General features: G+C 51.0%; 13 protein-coding genes and 1 pseudogene. 11 read left to right on the forward strand and 3 right to left on the reverse strand.

All coding sequences use genetic code 11. The annotated features are described in order from the left end of the window. The 10 genes from ACLJPQ_RS21970 to ACLJPQ_RS22015 all read left to right on the forward strand — a co-directional run. A partial coding sequence (locus ACLJPQ_RS21970; RefSeq protein WP_000740160.1) for a hypothetical protein occupies positions 1-84 on the forward strand: 84 nt, incomplete at its 5' end. 229 nt (positions 85-313) lie between these two features. Continuing rightward, entirely contained in the window at positions 314-697 is a 384-nt protein-coding gene (gene secE, locus ACLJPQ_RS21975; protein ID WP_001275691.1) for a preprotein translocase subunit SecE, read from the forward strand. 1 nt (position 698) lies between these two features. Further along, positions 699-1,244, forward strand: a complete 546-nt coding sequence (gene nusG / locus ACLJPQ_RS21980; RefSeq protein ID WP_001287521.1) for a transcription termination/antitermination protein NusG — start codon at positions 699-701, stop codon at positions 1,242-1,244. Positions 1,245-1,401: 157 nt separating this feature from the next. Then, positions 1,402-1,830, forward strand: a complete 429-nt coding sequence (gene rplK / locus ACLJPQ_RS21985) for a 50S ribosomal protein L11 (RefSeq protein ID WP_001085926.1) — start codon at positions 1,402-1,404, stop codon at positions 1,828-1,830. Positions 1,831-1,833: 3 nt separating this feature from the next. Continuing rightward, complete coding sequence (rplA, locus tag ACLJPQ_RS21990; protein ID WP_001096676.1) at positions 1,834-2,538, forward strand: 50S ribosomal protein L1; 705 nt, start codon at positions 1,834-1,836, stop codon at positions 2,536-2,538. A gap of 419 nt (positions 2,539-2,957) precedes the next feature. Continuing rightward, positions 2,958-3,455: a 50S ribosomal protein L10 gene (gene rplJ, locus ACLJPQ_RS21995; RefSeq protein WP_001207203.1), complete on the forward strand. Its 498-nt coding sequence runs from the start codon at positions 2,958-2,960 to the stop codon at positions 3,453-3,455. A 66-nt stretch (positions 3,456-3,521) separates the two neighbouring features. Continuing rightward, positions 3,522-3,887, forward strand: coding sequence for a 50S ribosomal protein L7/L12 (gene rplL, locus ACLJPQ_RS22000; protein WP_000028882.1), 366 nt, complete (start codon positions 3,522-3,524; stop codon positions 3,885-3,887). Positions 3,888-4,204: 317 nt separating this feature from the next. Continuing rightward, complete coding sequence (gene rpoB, locus ACLJPQ_RS22005; RefSeq protein WP_080185192.1) at positions 4,205-8,233, forward strand: DNA-directed RNA polymerase subunit beta; 4,029 nt, start codon at positions 4,205-4,207, stop codon at positions 8,231-8,233. Between the two features lie 76 nt (positions 8,234-8,309). Continuing rightward, positions 8,310-12,533, forward strand: coding sequence for a DNA-directed RNA polymerase subunit beta' (rpoC, locus tag ACLJPQ_RS22010; RefSeq protein WP_000653965.1), 4,224 nt, complete (start codon positions 8,310-8,312; stop codon positions 12,531-12,533). Between the two features lie 41 nt (positions 12,534-12,574). Further along, complete coding sequence (locus tag ACLJPQ_RS22015) at positions 12,575-12,901, forward strand: hypothetical protein (protein WP_077905253.1); 327 nt, start codon at positions 12,575-12,577, stop codon at positions 12,899-12,901. 1 nt (position 12,902) lies between these two features. On the opposite strand, the pseudogene ACLJPQ_RS22020 reads toward ACLJPQ_RS22015, so the two are convergent. Next, a pseudogene (locus ACLJPQ_RS22020) lies at positions 12,903-13,246 on the reverse strand (cytoplasmic protein). Positions 13,247-13,626: 380 nt separating this feature from the next. Between ACLJPQ_RS22020 and ACLJPQ_RS22025 the strand changes: the two are divergent. Further along, positions 13,627-14,655, forward strand: a complete 1,029-nt coding sequence (locus ACLJPQ_RS22025) for a type III secretion system effector arginine glycosyltransferase SseK1 (protein WP_023216636.1) — start codon at positions 13,627-13,629, stop codon at positions 14,653-14,655. Between the two features lie 220 nt (positions 14,656-14,875). On the opposite strand, the gene thiH is transcribed toward ACLJPQ_RS22025, so the two are convergent. Continuing rightward, on the reverse strand, positions 14,876-16,009 hold the full coding sequence (gene thiH / locus ACLJPQ_RS22030) for a 2-iminoacetate synthase ThiH (RefSeq protein ID WP_080185191.1): 1,134 nt from the start codon (positions 16,007-16,009) through the stop codon (positions 14,876-14,878). Further along, complete coding sequence (thiG, locus tag ACLJPQ_RS22035; protein ID WP_080185190.1) at positions 16,006-16,776, reverse strand: thiazole synthase; 771 nt, start codon at positions 16,774-16,776, stop codon at positions 16,006-16,008. The genes thiH and thiG overlap by 4 nt, the downstream gene beginning before the upstream one ends. Between the last annotated feature and the right edge of the window lies 1 nt (position 16,777).

A 16,777-nucleotide genomic window follows, 5' to 3' on the forward strand; every position in this document is an offset into this window, starting at 1 on the left:
GCAATGGACGACGGTCTGCGTTTCGCAATCCGTGAAGGCGGCCGTACCGTTGGCGCGGGCGTTGTTGCTAAAGTTCTCGGCTAATCGCTGATAACATTTGACGCAATGCGCAATAAAAGGGCATCATTTGATGCCCTTTTTGCACGCTTTCACACCAGAACCTGGCTCATCAGTGATTTTATTTGTCATAATCATTGCTGAGACAGGCTCTGTAGAGGGCGTATAATCCGAAAGGCGAATAAGCGTTTCGATTTGGATTGCCTCGCGATTGCGGGGTGAAAATGTTTGTAGAATACTTCTGACAGGTTGGTTTATGAGTGCGAATACCGAAGCTCAAGGGAGCGGGCGCGGCCTGGAAGCGATGAAGTGGATAGTTGTTGCCATATTGCTGATCGTCGCAATCGTCGGCAACTACCTCTATCGCGACATGATGCTGCCGCTGCGTGCGCTGGCCGTAGTAATTCTGATTGCTGCAGCGGGTGGTGTCGCGCTGTTGACGACAAAAGGTAAAGCAACCGTTGCTTTTGCCCGTGAAGCGAGAACCGAAGTCCGTAAGGTCATTTGGCCGACTCGCCAGGAAACGCTGCACACCACGCTGATCGTCGCTGCGGTTACCGCAGTTATGTCACTGATCCTGTGGGGACTGGATGGTATTCTGGTTCGCCTGGTATCCTTTATCACTGGCCTGAGGTTCTGAGATGTCTGAAGCACCTAAAAAGCGCTGGTACGTCGTTCAGGCGTTTTCCGGTTTTGAAGGCCGCGTAGCCACATCGCTGCGCGAGCATATCAAATTACACAATATGGAAGAGCTGTTTGGCGAAGTCATGGTGCCGACTGAAGAAGTCGTTGAGATCCGTGGCGGCCAGCGTCGCAAAAGCGAACGCAAATTCTTCCCGGGTTACGTTCTGGTCCAGATGGTCATGAACGACGCAAGCTGGCACCTGGTGCGTAGCGTGCCGCGTGTGATGGGCTTTATCGGCGGTACCTCTGACCGTCCGGCGCCGATCAGCGACAAAGAAGTCGATGCGATCATGAACCGCCTGCAGCAGGTTGGCGATAAGCCGCGGCCGAAAACTCTGTTTGAACCGGGTGAAATGGTTCGTGTTAACGACGGTCCGTTCGCAGACTTTAACGGCGTTGTCGAAGAAGTCGATTATGAGAAGTCTCGCCTGAAAGTGTCTGTTTCTATCTTCGGTCGTGCGACCCCGGTAGAGCTGGACTTCAGCCAGGTTGAGAAAGCGTAAGGCTGCGATCAAAAAAGCAGCGATCTAATCGTTGCATAGGGCGCGAAATTGACATACAATTTCGCGCCTTTTGTTTTTATGGGCCTTATGCCCATAAAGCGATATTTATCACGGGGAGCTTCTTTGAAGCGATACTACCCAATTCGAGGAATTTAGAATGGCTAAGAAAGTACAAGCCTACGTCAAGCTGCAGGTTGCAGCTGGTATGGCGAACCCGAGTCCGCCGGTTGGTCCAGCACTGGGTCAGCAGGGTGTGAACATCATGGAATTCTGCAAAGCGTTCAACGCAAAAACGGATTCCATCGAAAAAGGTCTGCCGATTCCGGTTGTTATTACCGTTTACGCTGACCGTTCTTTCACCTTCGTTACCAAAACGCCTCCAGCAGCTGTTCTGCTGAAAAAAGCGGCTGGTATCAAGTCTGGTTCCGGCAAGCCGAACAAAGACAAAGTAGGTAAAATTTCCCGCGCTCAGCTGCAGGAAATCGCGCAGACCAAAGCTGCCGACATGACCGGTGCCGACATTGAAGCGATGACTCGCTCCATCGAAGGTACTGCACGTTCCATGGGCCTGGTAGTGGAGGACTAAGAAATGGCTAAACTGACCAAGCGTATGCGCGTGATCCGTGAAAAAGTTGATGCGACCAAACAGTACGACATCAACGAAGCTATTGCCCTGCTGAAAGAGCTGGCCACTGCTAAATTCAACGAAAGCGTTGACGTTGCCGTTAACCTCGGCATCGACGCTCGTAAATCTGACCAGAACGTTCGTGGCGCGACTGTACTGCCGCACGGTACTGGCCGTTCTGTTCGCGTTGCCGTATTTACCCAGGGCCCGAACGCTGAAGCAGCTAAAGCTGCTGGCGCTGAGCTGGTAGGTATGGAAGATCTGGCTGACCAGATCAAGAAAGGCGAAATGAACTTCGACGTTGTTATCGCATCCCCGGATGCAATGCGCGTTGTTGGCCAGCTGGGCCAGGTTCTGGGTCCGCGCGGCCTGATGCCAAACCCGAAAGTCGGTACCGTAACGCCGAACGTTGCTGAAGCGGTTAAGAACGCTAAAGCAGGTCAGGTTCGTTACCGTAACGACAAAAACGGCATCATCCACACCACCATCGGTAAAGTGGACTTTGACGCTGACAAACTGAAAGAAAACCTGGAAGCTCTGCTGGTTGCGCTGAAAAAAGCAAAACCGAGCCAGGCGAAAGGCGTGTACATCAAGAAAGTTAGCATCTCCACCACCATGGGTGCTGGCGTTGCCGTTGATCAGGCTGGTCTGAGCGCATCTGCGAACTAAGATTAGTCTTTACGTGGGCGGTGATTTTGTCTACAATCTTACCCCCACGATTCTGTTGAAATATAACAGAGCACTATGCGAGTCATTTGAATTGCAGCAAGGCAGCAAGTGAGTGAATCGCCAGGAGCATAGTTAACTATGTGACTGGTGTGAACGAGCGCAGCTAACACAGCTGCGGTTCAAAGGACGAAGTCATAGAAAGAATTTGTTCGTTGGAGCCTGGCCTATCCAGGCCTCCGTCGAAGACCGCAGGCGTCTCGCAAGAGGCTTAATCCCCTGCGTAGACGGTGACAGAACGCTAAGATTATTTTTGATACTCTGGCTTGTTTCTGCTCACCGTATTAAGACGCTCTTCTCGTTGAGATGAGTGAAGTGAGTTCCGGAACATGAGTTCCGGCAAACATCCAGGAGCAAAGCTAATGGCTTTAAATCTTCAAGACAAACAAGCGATTGTTGCTGAAGTCAGCGAAGTAGCCAAAGGCGCGCTGTCTGCAGTAGTTGCGGATTCCCGTGGCGTAACTGTAGATAAAATGACTGAACTGCGTAAAGCAGGTCGTGAAGCTGGCGTATACATGCGTGTTGTTCGTAACACCCTGCTGCGTCGCGTCGTTGAAGGTACTCAGTTCGAGTGCCTGAAAGACACGTTTGTTGGTCCGACCCTGATTGCATACTCTATGGAACACCCGGGCGCTGCTGCTCGTCTGTTCAAAGAGTTCGCGAAAGCGAATGCAAAATTTGAGGTCAAAGCTGCAGCCTTTGAAGGTGAGCTGATCCCGGCGTCTCAGATCGACCGCCTGGCAACTCTGCCGACCTACGAAGAAGCAATTGCACGCCTGATGGCAACCATGAAAGAAGCTTCGGCTGGCAAACTGGTTCGCACACTGGCTGCTGTACGCGATGCAAAAGAAGCTGCGTAATCGCAGTTGTCTTTATCAAGCATTTGCTTACGTATAAACTTATTCTGATATTCAGGAACAATTTAAATGTCTATCACTAAAGATCAAATCATTGAAGCAGTATCCGCTATGTCCGTAATGGACGTTGTAGAACTGATTTCTGCAATGGAAGAAAAATTCGGTGTTTCCGCTGCTGCTGCTGTAGCTGTAGCTGCTGGCCCGGCTGAAGCTGCTGAAGAAAAAACTGAATTCGACGTAATTCTGAAAGCTGCTGGCGCTAACAAAGTTGCTGTTATCAAAGCAGTACGTGGCGCAACTGGCCTGGGTCTGAAAGAAGCTAAAGACCTGGTAGAATCTGCTCCGGCCGCTCTGAAAGAAGGCGTGAGCAAAGATGACGCTGAAGCACTGAAAAAATCTCTGGAAGAAGCTGGCGCTGAAGTTGAAGTTAAATAAGCCAACCCTTCCGGTTGCAGCCTGAGAAATCAGGCTGATGGCTGGTGACTTTTTAGTCACCAGCCTTTTTGCGCTGTAAGGCGCCAGTAGCGTTTCACACTGTTTGACTACTGCTGTGCCTTTCAATGCTTGTTTCTATCGACGACTTAATATACTGCGACAGAGCGTACGTTCTGTGTAAATCGCAATGAAATGGTTTAAGCGTGATAGCAACAGGCATTGCGGAAAGTATCCATTTTCCGGTCAACAAAATAGTGTTGCACAAACTGTCCCCCGCAGGACAGATGGGTCGACTTGTCAGCGAGCTGAGGAACCCTATGGTTTACTCCTATACCGAGAAAAAACGTATTCGTAAGGATTTTGGTAAACGTCCACAAGTTCTGGATGTACCTTATCTCCTTTCTATCCAGCTTGACTCGTTTCAGAAGTTTATCGAGCAAGATCCTGAAGGGCAGTACGGCCTGGAAGCAGCCTTCCGTTCCGTGTTCCCGATTCAGAGCTACAGCGGTAATTCCGAGCTGCAGTACGTCAGCTACCGCCTTGGCGAACCGGTGTTTGACGTTCAGGAATGTCAGATCCGTGGCGTGACCTATTCCGCACCGCTGCGCGTAAAACTGCGTCTGGTGATCTACGAGCGCGAAGCGCCGGAAGGCACCGTTAAAGACATTAAAGAACAAGAAGTCTACATGGGCGAAATTCCGCTCATGACCGACAACGGTACCTTTGTTATCAACGGTACTGAGCGTGTTATCGTTTCTCAGCTGCACCGTAGTCCGGGCGTCTTCTTTGACTCCGACAAAGGTAAAACCCACTCTTCGGGTAAAGTGCTGTATAACGCGCGCATCATTCCTTACCGTGGTTCCTGGCTGGACTTCGAATTCGATCCGAAGGACAACCTGTTCGTGCGTATCGACCGTCGCCGTAAACTGCCTGCGACCATCATCCTGCGTGCGCTGAACTACACCACTGAGCAGATCCTTGACCTGTTCTTTGAGAAAGTCGTCTTCGAAATTCGCGACAACAAGCTGCAGATGGAGCTGATTCCAGAACGTCTGCGCGGCGAAACCGCGTCGTTCGATATCGAAGCTAACGGCAAAGTGTACGTTGAAAAAGGCCGTCGCATTACCGCGCGTCACATCCGTCAGCTGGAAAAAGACGATATCAAGCATATCGAAGTTCCGGTTGAGTACATCGCAGGTAAAGTCGTCTCTAAAGACTACGTTGACGAATCCACTGGCGAGCTGATCTGCCCGGCTAACATGGAGCTGAGCCTGGATCTGCTGGCTAAGCTGAGCCAGTCCGGCCACAAGCGTATCGAAACGCTGTTTACCAACGATCTGGACCACGGCCCGTACATTTCTGAAACGGTACGCGTCGACCCAACTAACGATCGTCTGAGCGCGCTGGTAGAAATCTACCGCATGATGCGCCCTGGTGAGCCGCCGACTCGTGAAGCGGCTGAAAGCCTGTTTGAGAACCTGTTCTTCTCCGAAGACCGCTATGACCTGTCTGCGGTGGGTCGTATGAAGTTCAACCGTTCTCTGCTGCGCGACGAAATCGAAGGTTCCGGTATCCTGAGCAAAGACGACATCATTGATGTCATGAAGAAGCTCATCGATATCCGTAACGGTAAAGGCGAAGTGGATGATATCGACCACCTCGGCAACCGTCGTATCCGTTCCGTCGGCGAAATGGCGGAAAACCAGTTCCGCGTTGGCCTGGTGCGTGTAGAGCGTGCGGTGAAAGAGCGTCTGTCTCTGGGCGATCTGGATACCCTGATGCCTCAGGATATGATCAACGCCAAGCCGATTTCCGCCGCAGTGAAAGAGTTCTTTGGTTCCAGCCAGCTGTCTCAGTTTATGGACCAGAACAACCCGCTGTCTGAGATTACGCACAAACGTCGTATCTCCGCACTCGGCCCAGGCGGTCTGACCCGCGAACGCGCAGGCTTCGAAGTTCGAGACGTACACCCGACGCACTACGGTCGCGTATGTCCTATCGAAACGCCGGAAGGTCCGAACATCGGTCTGATCAACTCCCTGTCCGTGTACGCACAGACTAACGAATATGGCTTCCTTGAGACGCCGTACCGTCGTGTGGTTGATGGCGTGGTCACTGACGAAATTCATTACCTGTCTGCTATCGAAGAAGGCAACTACGTTATCGCTCAGGCGAACTCCAACCTGGATGACGAAGGCCACTTTGTAGAAGATCTGGTGACCTGCCGTAGCAAAGGCGAATCCAGCTTGTTCAGCCGCGACCAGGTTGACTACATGGACGTTTCCACCCAGCAGGTGGTCTCCGTCGGTGCGTCCCTGATCCCGTTCCTGGAACACGATGACGCCAACCGTGCATTGATGGGTGCGAACATGCAACGTCAGGCTGTTCCGACTCTGCGCGCTGACAAGCCGCTGGTGGGTACCGGTATGGAACGTGCTGTCGCCGTCGACTCCGGTGTTACTGCAGTAGCTAAACGTGGCGGTACTGTTCAGTACGTGGATGCGTCCCGTATCGTTATCAAAGTTAACGAAGACGAGATGTACCCGGGCGAAGCGGGTATCGACATCTATAACCTGACCAAATACACCCGCTCTAACCAGAACACCTGTATCAACCAGATGCCATGTGTGTCTCTGGGCGAGCCGGTTGAACGCGGCGACGTGCTGGCAGACGGTCCGTCCACCGACCTCGGTGAACTGGCGCTCGGTCAGAACATGCGCGTGGCGTTCATGCCGTGGAACGGCTACAACTTCGAAGACTCCATCCTCGTTTCCGAGCGTGTTGTCCAGGAAGACCGTTTCACCACCATCCACATTCAGGAACTGGCGTGCGTGTCCCGTGACACCAAGCTGGGGCCGGAAGAGATCACCGCTGACATCCCGAACGTGGGTGAAGCTGCGCTCTCCAAACTGGATGAATCCGGTATCGTTTACATCGGCGCGGAAGTAACCGGCGGCGACATTCTGGTCGGTAAGGTGACGCCGAAAGGTGAAACCCAGCTGACGCCGGAAGAGAAACTGCTGCGTGCGATCTTCGGTGAGAAAGCGTCTGACGTTAAAGACTCTTCTCTGCGCGTACCTAACGGTGTCTCCGGTACGGTTATCGACGTTCAGGTCTTTACTCGCGATGGCGTAGAAAAAGACAAACGTGCTCTGGAAATCGAAGAGATGCAGCTCAAGCAGGCGAAAAAAGACCTGTCTGAAGAACTGCAGATCCTCGAAGCGGGCCTGTTTAGCCGTATCCGTGCGGTGTTGGTGTCCGGCGGCGTTGAAGCTGAGAAGCTCGACAAACTGCCGCGCGACCGCTGGCTGGAACTCGGTCTGACCGACGAAGAGAAACAAAATCAGCTGGAACAACTGGCTGAGCAGTATGACGAACTGAAACACGAGTTCGAGAAAAAACTTGAAGCGAAGCGCCGTAAAATCACCCAGGGCGACGATCTGGCGCCGGGCGTGCTGAAGATCGTGAAGGTCTATCTGGCCGTTAAACGCCGTATCCAGCCGGGTGATAAGATGGCAGGTCGTCACGGTAACAAGGGTGTTATCTCTAAGATCAACCCGATCGAAGACATGCCTTACGATGAAAACGGCACGCCGGTAGACATCGTACTGAACCCGCTGGGCGTACCGTCTCGTATGAACATTGGTCAGATTCTGGAAACCCACCTGGGTATGGCTGCGAAAGGTATTGGCGACAAGATTAACGCCATGCTGAAACAGCAGCAGGAAGTCGCGAAACTGCGCGAATTCATCCAGCGTGCCTACGATCTGGGCGCCGACGTTCGTCAGAAAGTCGACCTGAGCACCTTCAGCGATGATGAAGTGCTGCGTCTGGCAGAAAACCTGCGCAAAGGTATGCCGATTGCCACACCAGTGTTCGACGGTGCGAAAGAAGCGGAAATCAAAGAGCTGCTGAAACTGGGCGACCTGCCGACCTCCGGTCAGATCACCCTGTTCGATGGCCGTACGGGTGAACAGTTCGAACGTCCGGTAACCGTCGGTTACATGTACATGCTGAAACTGAACCACCTGGTTGATGACAAGATGCATGCGCGTTCTACCGGTTCTTACAGCCTGGTTACTCAGCAGCCGCTGGGTGGTAAGGCGCAGTTCGGTGGTCAGCGCTTCGGGGAGATGGAAGTGTGGGCGCTGGAAGCTTACGGCGCCGCCTACACCCTGCAGGAAATGCTCACCGTTAAGTCTGATGACGTGAACGGTCGTACCAAGATGTATAAGAACATCGTGGACGGCAACCATCAGATGGAACCGGGTATGCCGGAATCCTTCAACGTTCTGTTGAAAGAGATCCGCTCGCTGGGCATCAACATCGAACTGGAAGACGAGTAATTCTCGCTCAAACAGGTCACTGGTGTCGGGATAAAACCCGACACCAGATTGTGCTAACTCCGACGGGAGCAAATCCGTGAAAGATTTATTAAAGTTTCTGAAAGCGCAGACTAAAACCGAAGAGTTTGATGCGATCAAAATTGCTCTGGCTTCGCCAGACATGATCCGTTCATGGTCTTTCGGTGAAGTTAAAAAGCCGGAAACCATCAACTACCGTACGTTCAAACCTGAGCGTGACGGCCTTTTCTGCGCCCGTATCTTTGGGCCGGTAAAAGACTACGAGTGCCTGTGCGGTAAGTACAAGCGCCTGAAACACCGTGGTGTTATTTGTGAGAAGTGCGGCGTTGAAGTGACCCAGACCAAAGTACGCCGTGAGCGTATGGGCCACATCGAGCTGGCATCCCCGACTGCTCACATCTGGTTCCTGAAATCGCTGCCGTCCCGTATCGGTCTGCTGCTCGATATGCCGTTGCGTGATATCGAACGCGTACTGTACTTCGAATCTTATGTGGTTATCGAAGGCGGTATGACTAACCTGGAACGTCAACAGATCCTGACTGAAGAGCAGTATCTGGACGCGCTGGAAGAGTTCGGTGACGAATTCGACGCGAAGATGGGTGCGGAAGCTATCCAGGCCCTGCTGAAGAGCATGGATCTGGAGCAAGAGTGTGAAACTCTGCGCGAAGAGCTGAACGAAACCAACTCCGAAACCAAGCGTAAAAAGCTGACCAAGCGTATCAAACTGCTGGAAGCCTTCGTTCAGTCTGGCAACAAGCCAGAGTGGATGATCCTGACCGTTCTGCCGGTTCTGCCGCCAGATCTGCGTCCGCTGGTTCCGCTGGATGGTGGTCGTTTCGCGACTTCTGACCTGAACGATCTGTATCGTCGCGTCATTAACCGTAACAACCGTCTGAAGCGTCTGCTGGATCTGGCTGCGCCGGACATCATCGTACGTAACGAAAAACGTATGCTGCAGGAAGCGGTTGACGCCCTGCTGGATAACGGTCGTCGCGGTCGTGCGATCACCGGTTCTAACAAGCGTCCTCTGAAATCTTTGGCCGACATGATCAAAGGTAAGCAGGGTCGTTTCCGTCAGAACCTGCTCGGTAAGCGTGTTGACTACTCCGGTCGTTCTGTAATCACCGTAGGTCCATACCTGCGTCTGCATCAGTGCGGTCTGCCGAAGAAAATGGCGCTGGAGCTGTTCAAACCGTTCATCTACGGCAAACTGGAACTGCGTGGCCTGGCCACCACTATCAAAGCCGCGAAGAAAATGGTTGAGCGCGAAGAAGCTGTCGTTTGGGATATCCTGGACGAAGTTATCCGCGAACACCCGGTACTGCTGAACCGTGCACCAACACTGCACCGTCTGGGTATCCAGGCATTTGAACCGGTACTGATCGAAGGTAAAGCTATCCAGCTGCACCCGCTGGTTTGTGCGGCATATAACGCTGACTTCGATGGTGACCAGATGGCTGTTCACGTACCGCTGACGCTGGAAGCCCAGCTTGAAGCGCGTGCGCTGATGATGTCTACCAACAACATCCTGTCTCCGGCGAACGGCGAGCCTATCATCGTTCCGTCTCAGGACGTGGTATTGGGTCTGTATTACATGACCCGTGACTGTGTTAACGCCAAAGGCGAAGGCATGGTGCTGACTGGCCCGAAAGAAGCTGAGCGTATCTATCGCGCAGGTCTGGCCTCTCTGCATGCGCGCGTTAAAGTGCGTATCACTGAATATGAAAAAGATGAAAACGGCGAATTCGTTGCGCACACCAGCCTGAAAGACACGACCGTTGGTCGCGCCATTCTGTGGATGATCGTACCGAAAGGTCTGCCTTTCTCCATCGTCAACCAGGCGCTGGGCAAGAAAGCGATCTCCAAAATGCTGAACACTTGCTACCGTATTCTGGGCCTGAAACCGACCGTTATTTTTGCGGACCAGACGATGTACACCGGCTTTGCTTATGCAGCGCGTTCAGGTGCGTCCGTTGGTATTGATGACATGGTCATCCCGGAGAAAAAACACGAGATCATTTCTGAAGCGGAAGCTGAAGTTGCTGAGATCCAGGAGCAGTTCCAGTCTGGTCTGGTAACCGCTGGCGAACGCTATAACAAAGTTATCGATATCTGGGCTGCGGCGAACGATCGTGTATCCAAAGCGATGATGGATAACCTGCAAACCGAAACCGTGATTAACCGTGACGGCCAGGAAGAGCAGCAGGTCTCCTTCAACAGCATCTACATGATGGCCGACTCCGGTGCGCGTGGTTCTGCGGCACAGATTCGTCAGCTGGCCGGTATGCGTGGTCTGATGGCGAAGCCGGATGGCTCCATCATCGAAACGCCAATCACCGCGAACTTCCGTGAAGGTCTGAACGTACTCCAGTACTTCATCTCCACGCACGGTGCGCGTAAAGGTCTGGCAGATACCGCACTGAAAACCGCGAACTCCGGTTATCTGACCCGTCGTCTGGTTGACGTCGCGCAGGATCTGGTGGTGACCGAAGATGACTGTGGTACGCACGAAGGTATCCTGATGACCCCGGTTATCGAGGGTGGCGACGTGAAAGAGCCGCTGCGTGACCGCGTTCTGGGCCGTGTGACAGCAGAAGATGTGCTGAAACCGGGTACCGCGGACATTCTGGTTCCACGCAACACGCTGCTGCACGAACAGTGGTGTGACCTGCTGGAAGCAAACTCCGTTGACGCCGTTAAAGTGCGTTCCGTTGTATCCTGCGACACCGACTTTGGTGTATGTGCGCACTGCTATGGTCGTGACCTGGCGCGTGGCCACATCATCAACAAAGGTGAAGCTATCGGCGTTATCGCGGCACAGTCCATCGGTGAACCGGGTACACAGCTGACGATGCGTACGTTCCACATCGGTGGTGCGGCATCGCGTGCGGCTGCTGAATCCAGCATCCAGGTTAAGAACAAAGGTAGCATCAAGCTCAGCAACGTGAAGTCGGTTGTGAACTCCAGCGGTAAACTGGTTATCACTTCCCGTAACACCGAACTGAAGCTGATCGACGAATTCGGTCGTACCAAAGAGAGCTATAAAGTGCCTTATGGCGCTGTCATGGCGAAAGGTGATGGCGAGCAGGTTGCCGGCGGCGAAACCGTGGCAAACTGGGACCCGCACACCATGCCGGTTATCACTGAAGTGAGTGGTTTCATCCGCTTCACTGACATGATCGACGGTCAGACCATTACGCGTCAGACCGACGAACTGACCGGTTTGTCTTCGCTGGTGGTTCTGGATTCGGCTGAACGTACTACTGGTGGTAAAGATCTGCGTCCGGCGCTGAAAATCGTTGATGCTCAGGGTAATGACGTTCTGATCCCTGGTACCGATATGCCTGCGCAGTACTTCCTGCCGGGTAAAGCGATTGTACAGCTGGAAGATGGCGTACAGATCAGTTCTGGTGACACCCTGGCGCGTATTCCGCAGGAATCCGGCGGTACCAAGGATATCACCGGTGGTCTGCCGCGCGTTGCAGATCTGTTCGAAGCGCGTCGTCCGAAAGAGCCGGCCATTCTGGCGGAAATCGCAGGTATCGTTTCCTTCGGTAAAGAAACCAAAGGCAAACGTCGTCTGGTGATTACGCCGGTTGATGGTAGTGACCCGTACGAAGAGATGATTCCGAAATGGCGTCAGCTCAACGTGTTCGAAGGGGAACGTGTAGAACGTGGTGATGTGATTTCCGATGGTCCGGAAGCGCCGCACGACATTCTGCGTCTGCGTGGCGTTCATGCTGTGACGCGTTACATTGTTAACGAAGTTCAGGATGTATACCGTCTGCAGGGCGTTAAGATTAACGATAAACACATCGAAGTTATCGTTCGTCAGATGCTGCGTAAAGCGACCATCGAAAGCGCCGGTAGTTCCGACTTCCTGGAAGGCGAACAGGTTGAATACTCCCGCGTCAAGATCGCTAACCGCGAGCTGGAAGCGAACGGCAAAGTGGGGGCTACCTTCTCCCGCGATCTGCTGGGTATTACCAAAGCGTCTCTGGCAACCGAGTCGTTCATCTCTGCCGCATCGTTCCAGGAGACCACGCGTGTCCTGACCGAAGCAGCCGTTGCGGGTAAACGCGACGAACTGCGCGGCCTGAAAGAGAACGTTATCGTGGGTCGTCTGATTCCGGCTGGTACCGGTTATGCGTACCACCAGGATCGTATGCGCCGTCGCGCCGCGGGCGAGCAGCCAGCAACACCGCAGGTCACTGCGGAAGATGCATCTGCAAGCCTGGCAGAGCTGCTGAACGCAGGTCTGGGCGGTTCTGATAACGAGTAATCGTTAAATGGTGGAGGGGTATTTATCCCTCCACCAGCTTCATGCTGGATGCCGAATTCCGGGTCGCTTGCCTACAAGGAAAGAAAATGCCAGCGATTATTTCATTAATCTATTTAATGTTTAGTCTTTTGGTATTTACAAAAAAGATAACCATTTCAAACGTTCTGTCCGCTTTTTTATTGTTTCTATCGTTATATATACTTCACCATAAATCATTACTTATATTTATTTATTGTCTTATTATTATTGTCGCCACCGTTATTCTTCTTCGAGTCAAAATCAGCGCGGATAAAAAATCCGTATTTTATTTTTCAATGCCATGCTGGCTCTTGATTTTATCTGTAATTATAAATTTAATGAATAAATGAATTATTTTTTTATGACTCTTGTTTCTCGTATTATTGGTGAAAACTCACTATCACTGGTTATATGAATAAATTGTCCAGTTTTTGCGTTATATTTTGCCATCGCACAGGGAAGACTATTACCGCCGTTAGCCATAACAAATTTTGCTTTTGTATTACGATAAAGATTGACGCCAGGAATGGGGTCCTGACCGAATGTATAAGGCGTTGGGACAATTACATTATGTTTGTTTGAGAACCACTTTGCTAAAATCCCGTCAACGCCATCAACCGGCGTAATAAAAGTAGAGAATCCACAATACTCAAAATTGAATTTTTTACCATTGGGTTTCTTTTTTTCTGTAACATTAAATCCAAATGTGACTTTAAATTTATCCCATAAATCTAAGTTATTAAAGTCTATTGGCTCGCCATTATAAAATACCTGCTGTTCATACATTAAATGATAAACCTGTTTTATTGGTTGTTTACGCGGGAAAATTTAAATCATTAAATGAAGCATTTAATTCCATTAAGGTCTTTGTTTTACCTTATTACAGGAATTATAAATATGATGTCATTTCTGGAATAAAAATAAAGTTAACAAGCTATTTATTTAATTGCTCACTAGTAGGGTATTTATGTATCCACCGGTTAATGCTTAATTTAGCATCTTTTAGCTGACAGCGATTGCAACGCTAAAAAACATGTGCTAATAATCATCATGTAAAATATGTAATGAAGTAAGCATGGAGCATTTAATTGTTATGATCCCACCATTAAATAGATATGTTCCCGCGCTTTCAAAAAATGAATTGGTTAAAACTGTTACCGACAGGGACATTCAGTTTACAAGTTTTAATGGAAAAGATTATCCCTTGTGCTTTTTAGATGAGAAAACCCCTCTTCTTTTCCAGTGGTTTGAGCGGAATCCTGCTCGCTTTGGGAAAAATGATATACCTATAATTAACACAGAGAAAAACCCCTACCTTAACAATATCATTAAAGCAGCAACAATTGAAAAAGGACGTCTTATAGGTATTTTTGTAGATGGTGATTTTTTTCCGGGACAAAAGGATGCTTTTTCAAAACTTGAGTATGACTATGAAAACATAAAAGTCATATATAGAAATGATATTGACTTTAGCATGTACGATAAAAGATTATCAGAAATTTATATGGAAAATATTTCTAAGCAAGAGTCCATGCCAGAAGAAAAAAGAGATTGTCATTTACTGCAGCTATTGAAAAAAGAATTGAGTGATATTCAAGAGGGTAATGATTCATTAATTAAATCTTACTTACTGGATAAAGGCCATGTATGGTTTGATTTTTACAGGAATATGGCTATGTTAAAGGCTGGTCAGTTATTCCTGGAGGCGGATAAGGTTGGGGGTTATGATTTATCAACAAATAGTGGGTGTATATATCTCGATGCTGATATGATTATCACGGAAAAATTGGGGGGTATATATATTCCGGATGGAATCGCTGTTCATGTAGAAAGGATAGATGGCCGTGCTTCTATGGAAAACGGGATAATAGCTGTTGATCGCAATAACCACCCGGCTTTACTTGCTGGATTGGAAATAATGCATACTAAATTTGATGCTGATCCCTATTCCGATGGTGTATGTAATGGAATTAGAAAACATTTTAATTATTCTTTAAATGAAGATTATAATTCTTTTTGCGATTTTATTGAGTTTAAGCATGATAACATTATAATGAATACCAGTCAGTTTACGCAAAGTTCATGGGCGAGGCATGTGCAGTAGCGGAAATGGCAATAATCATGCTATTGAATACATAAAATATTGACATAAACTATCAAGTTTCGGCGAAAAAATATTTGTTGCTCAGTTTTCTCTACTACAACCAGCTTTAAAATCGCAGTGCTGTTCAGAACGGACATAAAAAAACGGGAGGTCGATAACAATCTCCCGTTTTTCACATTACGTACTCGCTTGTGAAATACTAATGCGTTTACATACGGGTTCACCGCATTTGCGAAGCGCGCCCCAGCCAACTGTCCCAGTCTTTCCACACGGGCTGCAATCCTTGCGCGCTTAACGCGCTTGCTACGGTTTCAGGCCGACGGGCATCGTGGGGAGAAAACTGCTCAAGTTCCGGATGATTATCCGCATACCCACCGGGCTGCGTTTTCGAGAAGGCGCTGACGTTGTTGATCGCCAGCGGGATCACGTTATCGCGAAACCACGGCGATTCGCGGGTGGAGAGTGATAATTCAATTTCCGGTGCCAATAACCGGAAAGCACAAATCGTTTGCACCAGTTGCTTTTCATCCATCACAGATGCGGGTTCCACACCGCCAGTACACGGACGCAGACGCGGGAAGGAAACAGAATAGCGACTCTGCCAGTACTGTTTCTGCATCCACAACAGATGCTCCGCCACCATATAGCAATCCACCCGCCAGTTGTCCGACAGACCAATTAGCGCGCCAAGACCGATTTTGTCGATACCTGCCCGGCCTAACCGATCCGGCGTTTCCAGCCGCCAGAAAAAGTCCTGTTTCTTTCCCTTCAGGTGATGCTGTGCATAGATTGCCTCATGGTAAGTTTCCTGATAAACCATCACGCCATCGATCCCCAGCGTTTTGAGCTCCGCATAGTTTTCTTGCGACAAGGGCTGGACTTCCATCTGTAAAGAGGAAAATTGACGGCGGATGGTGGGTAAATGACGGCGAAAATAGTCCATGCCGACTTTGGCCTGATGTTCGCCGGTGACCAACAGCAGATGCTCAAAACCCAGCTCACGGATAGCGGAGCACTCGCGGGCAATTTCAGCCTCATCCAGCGTCTTACGCTTGATGCGGTTGCTCATCGAGAAGCCGCAGTAGGTGCAGTCGTTGGCACAGAGGTTTGAGAGATAAAGCGGCACGTAGAAACTGACGGTGTTGCCAAAGCGTTGTCGGGTCAGCCTTTGTGCCCGCTGCGCCATCGGCTCCAGATAATCGGCGGCAGCGGGGGAAAGTAACGCCATCATATCCTCGCGGTTGAGGCGTGAAGCATTCAGCGCCCGCTCCACATCGGCGGCGGTTTTACCGTTGATGCGCAGGCGAATATCGTCCCACTCCAGTTGCCGCCAGCGGTCGGTGAAGGTTTTCATGCCAGGGCCTCCAGAAATCCGGTGAGCGGGCTGGTGGCGCTGGCGTAGGTGCTACGATTACCCGGCACCGCCTGACGCGCCAGTACTCCCGCTTCTACAGCCAGGCGGAAAGCGGTTGCCATCATCACCGGATCGTCCGCCACGGCAATAGCGGTGTTAACCAGCACCGCATCAGCGCCCATTTCCAGCGCTTGAGCGGCATGGCTGGGCACGCCGATCCCGGCGTCAACCACCACCGGCATGGTGGACTGCTGAATAATAATCTCCAGCATGGCTTTGGTTTCCAGCCCCTGATTCGAACCGATAGGCGCGCCAAGCGGCATCACCGCCGCGCAGCCGACCTCTTCCAGCCGCTTGCACAACACCGGATCCGCGCCGCAGTAGGGCAGCACCACAAAACCCTGCTTCACCAGCGCCTCGGCGGCTTTTAGCGTTTCGATCGGATCCGGCAATAGCCAGCGGGCATCCGGATGGATTTCTAATTTCAACCAATGGGTGCCCAGCGCTTCACACGCTAGCTGGGCGGCGAAGATCGCCTCTTCGGCGGTTTTCGCCCCGGAGGTATTGGGCAGCAGCGTGACGCCCGCTTCAATCAGCGGTGCCAGAATCGCATCATTGTGCTGGCGCAGGTCCACGCGCTTCATCGCCAGCGTCACCAACTGGCTGCCGGAGGCGCGAATCGCCTCGACCATCAGTTGCGATGAGGCAAACTTCCCGGTACCGGTGAACAGATGTGAATCAAACGTTTTGTCGGCAATACGTAACATC

Origin of the sequence: Salmonella sp. SAL04213 (assembly GCF_046550535.1) — a bacterium.
Lineage (GTDB): Bacteria > Pseudomonadota > Gammaproteobacteria > Enterobacterales > Enterobacteriaceae > Salmonella > Salmonella enterica.

Excerpts from the sequence above, each read along its gene's own strand:
- rplK (WP_001085926.1), top strand. The coding sequence starts at position 1,402 with ATGGCTAAGAAAGTACAAGCCTACGTCAAGCTGCAGGTTGCAGCTGGT.
- rplA (WP_001096676.1), top strand. The coding sequence starts at position 1,834 with ATGGCTAAACTGACCAAGCGTATGCGCGTGATCCGTGAAAAAGTTGAT.
- nusG (WP_001287521.1), top strand. The coding sequence starts at position 699 with ATGTCTGAAGCACCTAAAAAGCGCTGGTACGTCGTTCAGGCGTTTTCC.
- secE (WP_001275691.1), top strand. The coding sequence starts at position 314 with ATGAGTGCGAATACCGAAGCTCAAGGGAGCGGGCGCGGCCTGGAAGCG.
- rpoB (WP_080185192.1), top strand. The coding sequence starts at position 4,205 with ATGGTTTACTCCTATACCGAGAAAAAACGTATTCGTAAGGATTTTGGT.
- thiH (WP_080185191.1), bottom strand. The coding sequence starts at position 16,009 with ATGAAAACCTTCACCGACCGCTGGCGGCAACTGGAGTGGGACGATATT.
- ACLJPQ_RS22015 (WP_077905253.1), top strand. The coding sequence starts at position 12,575 with ATGCTGGATGCCGAATTCCGGGTCGCTTGCCTACAAGGAAAGAAAATG.
- rplJ (WP_001207203.1), top strand. The coding sequence starts at position 2,958 with ATGGCTTTAAATCTTCAAGACAAACAAGCGATTGTTGCTGAAGTCAGC.
- thiG (WP_080185190.1), bottom strand. The coding sequence starts at position 16,776 with ATGTTACGTATTGCCGACAAAACGTTTGATTCACATCTGTTCACCGGT.
- rplL (WP_000028882.1), top strand. The coding sequence starts at position 3,522 with ATGTCTATCACTAAAGATCAAATCATTGAAGCAGTATCCGCTATGTCC.
- ACLJPQ_RS22025 (WP_023216636.1), top strand. The coding sequence starts at position 13,627 with ATGGAGCATTTAATTGTTATGATCCCACCATTAAATAGATATGTTCCC.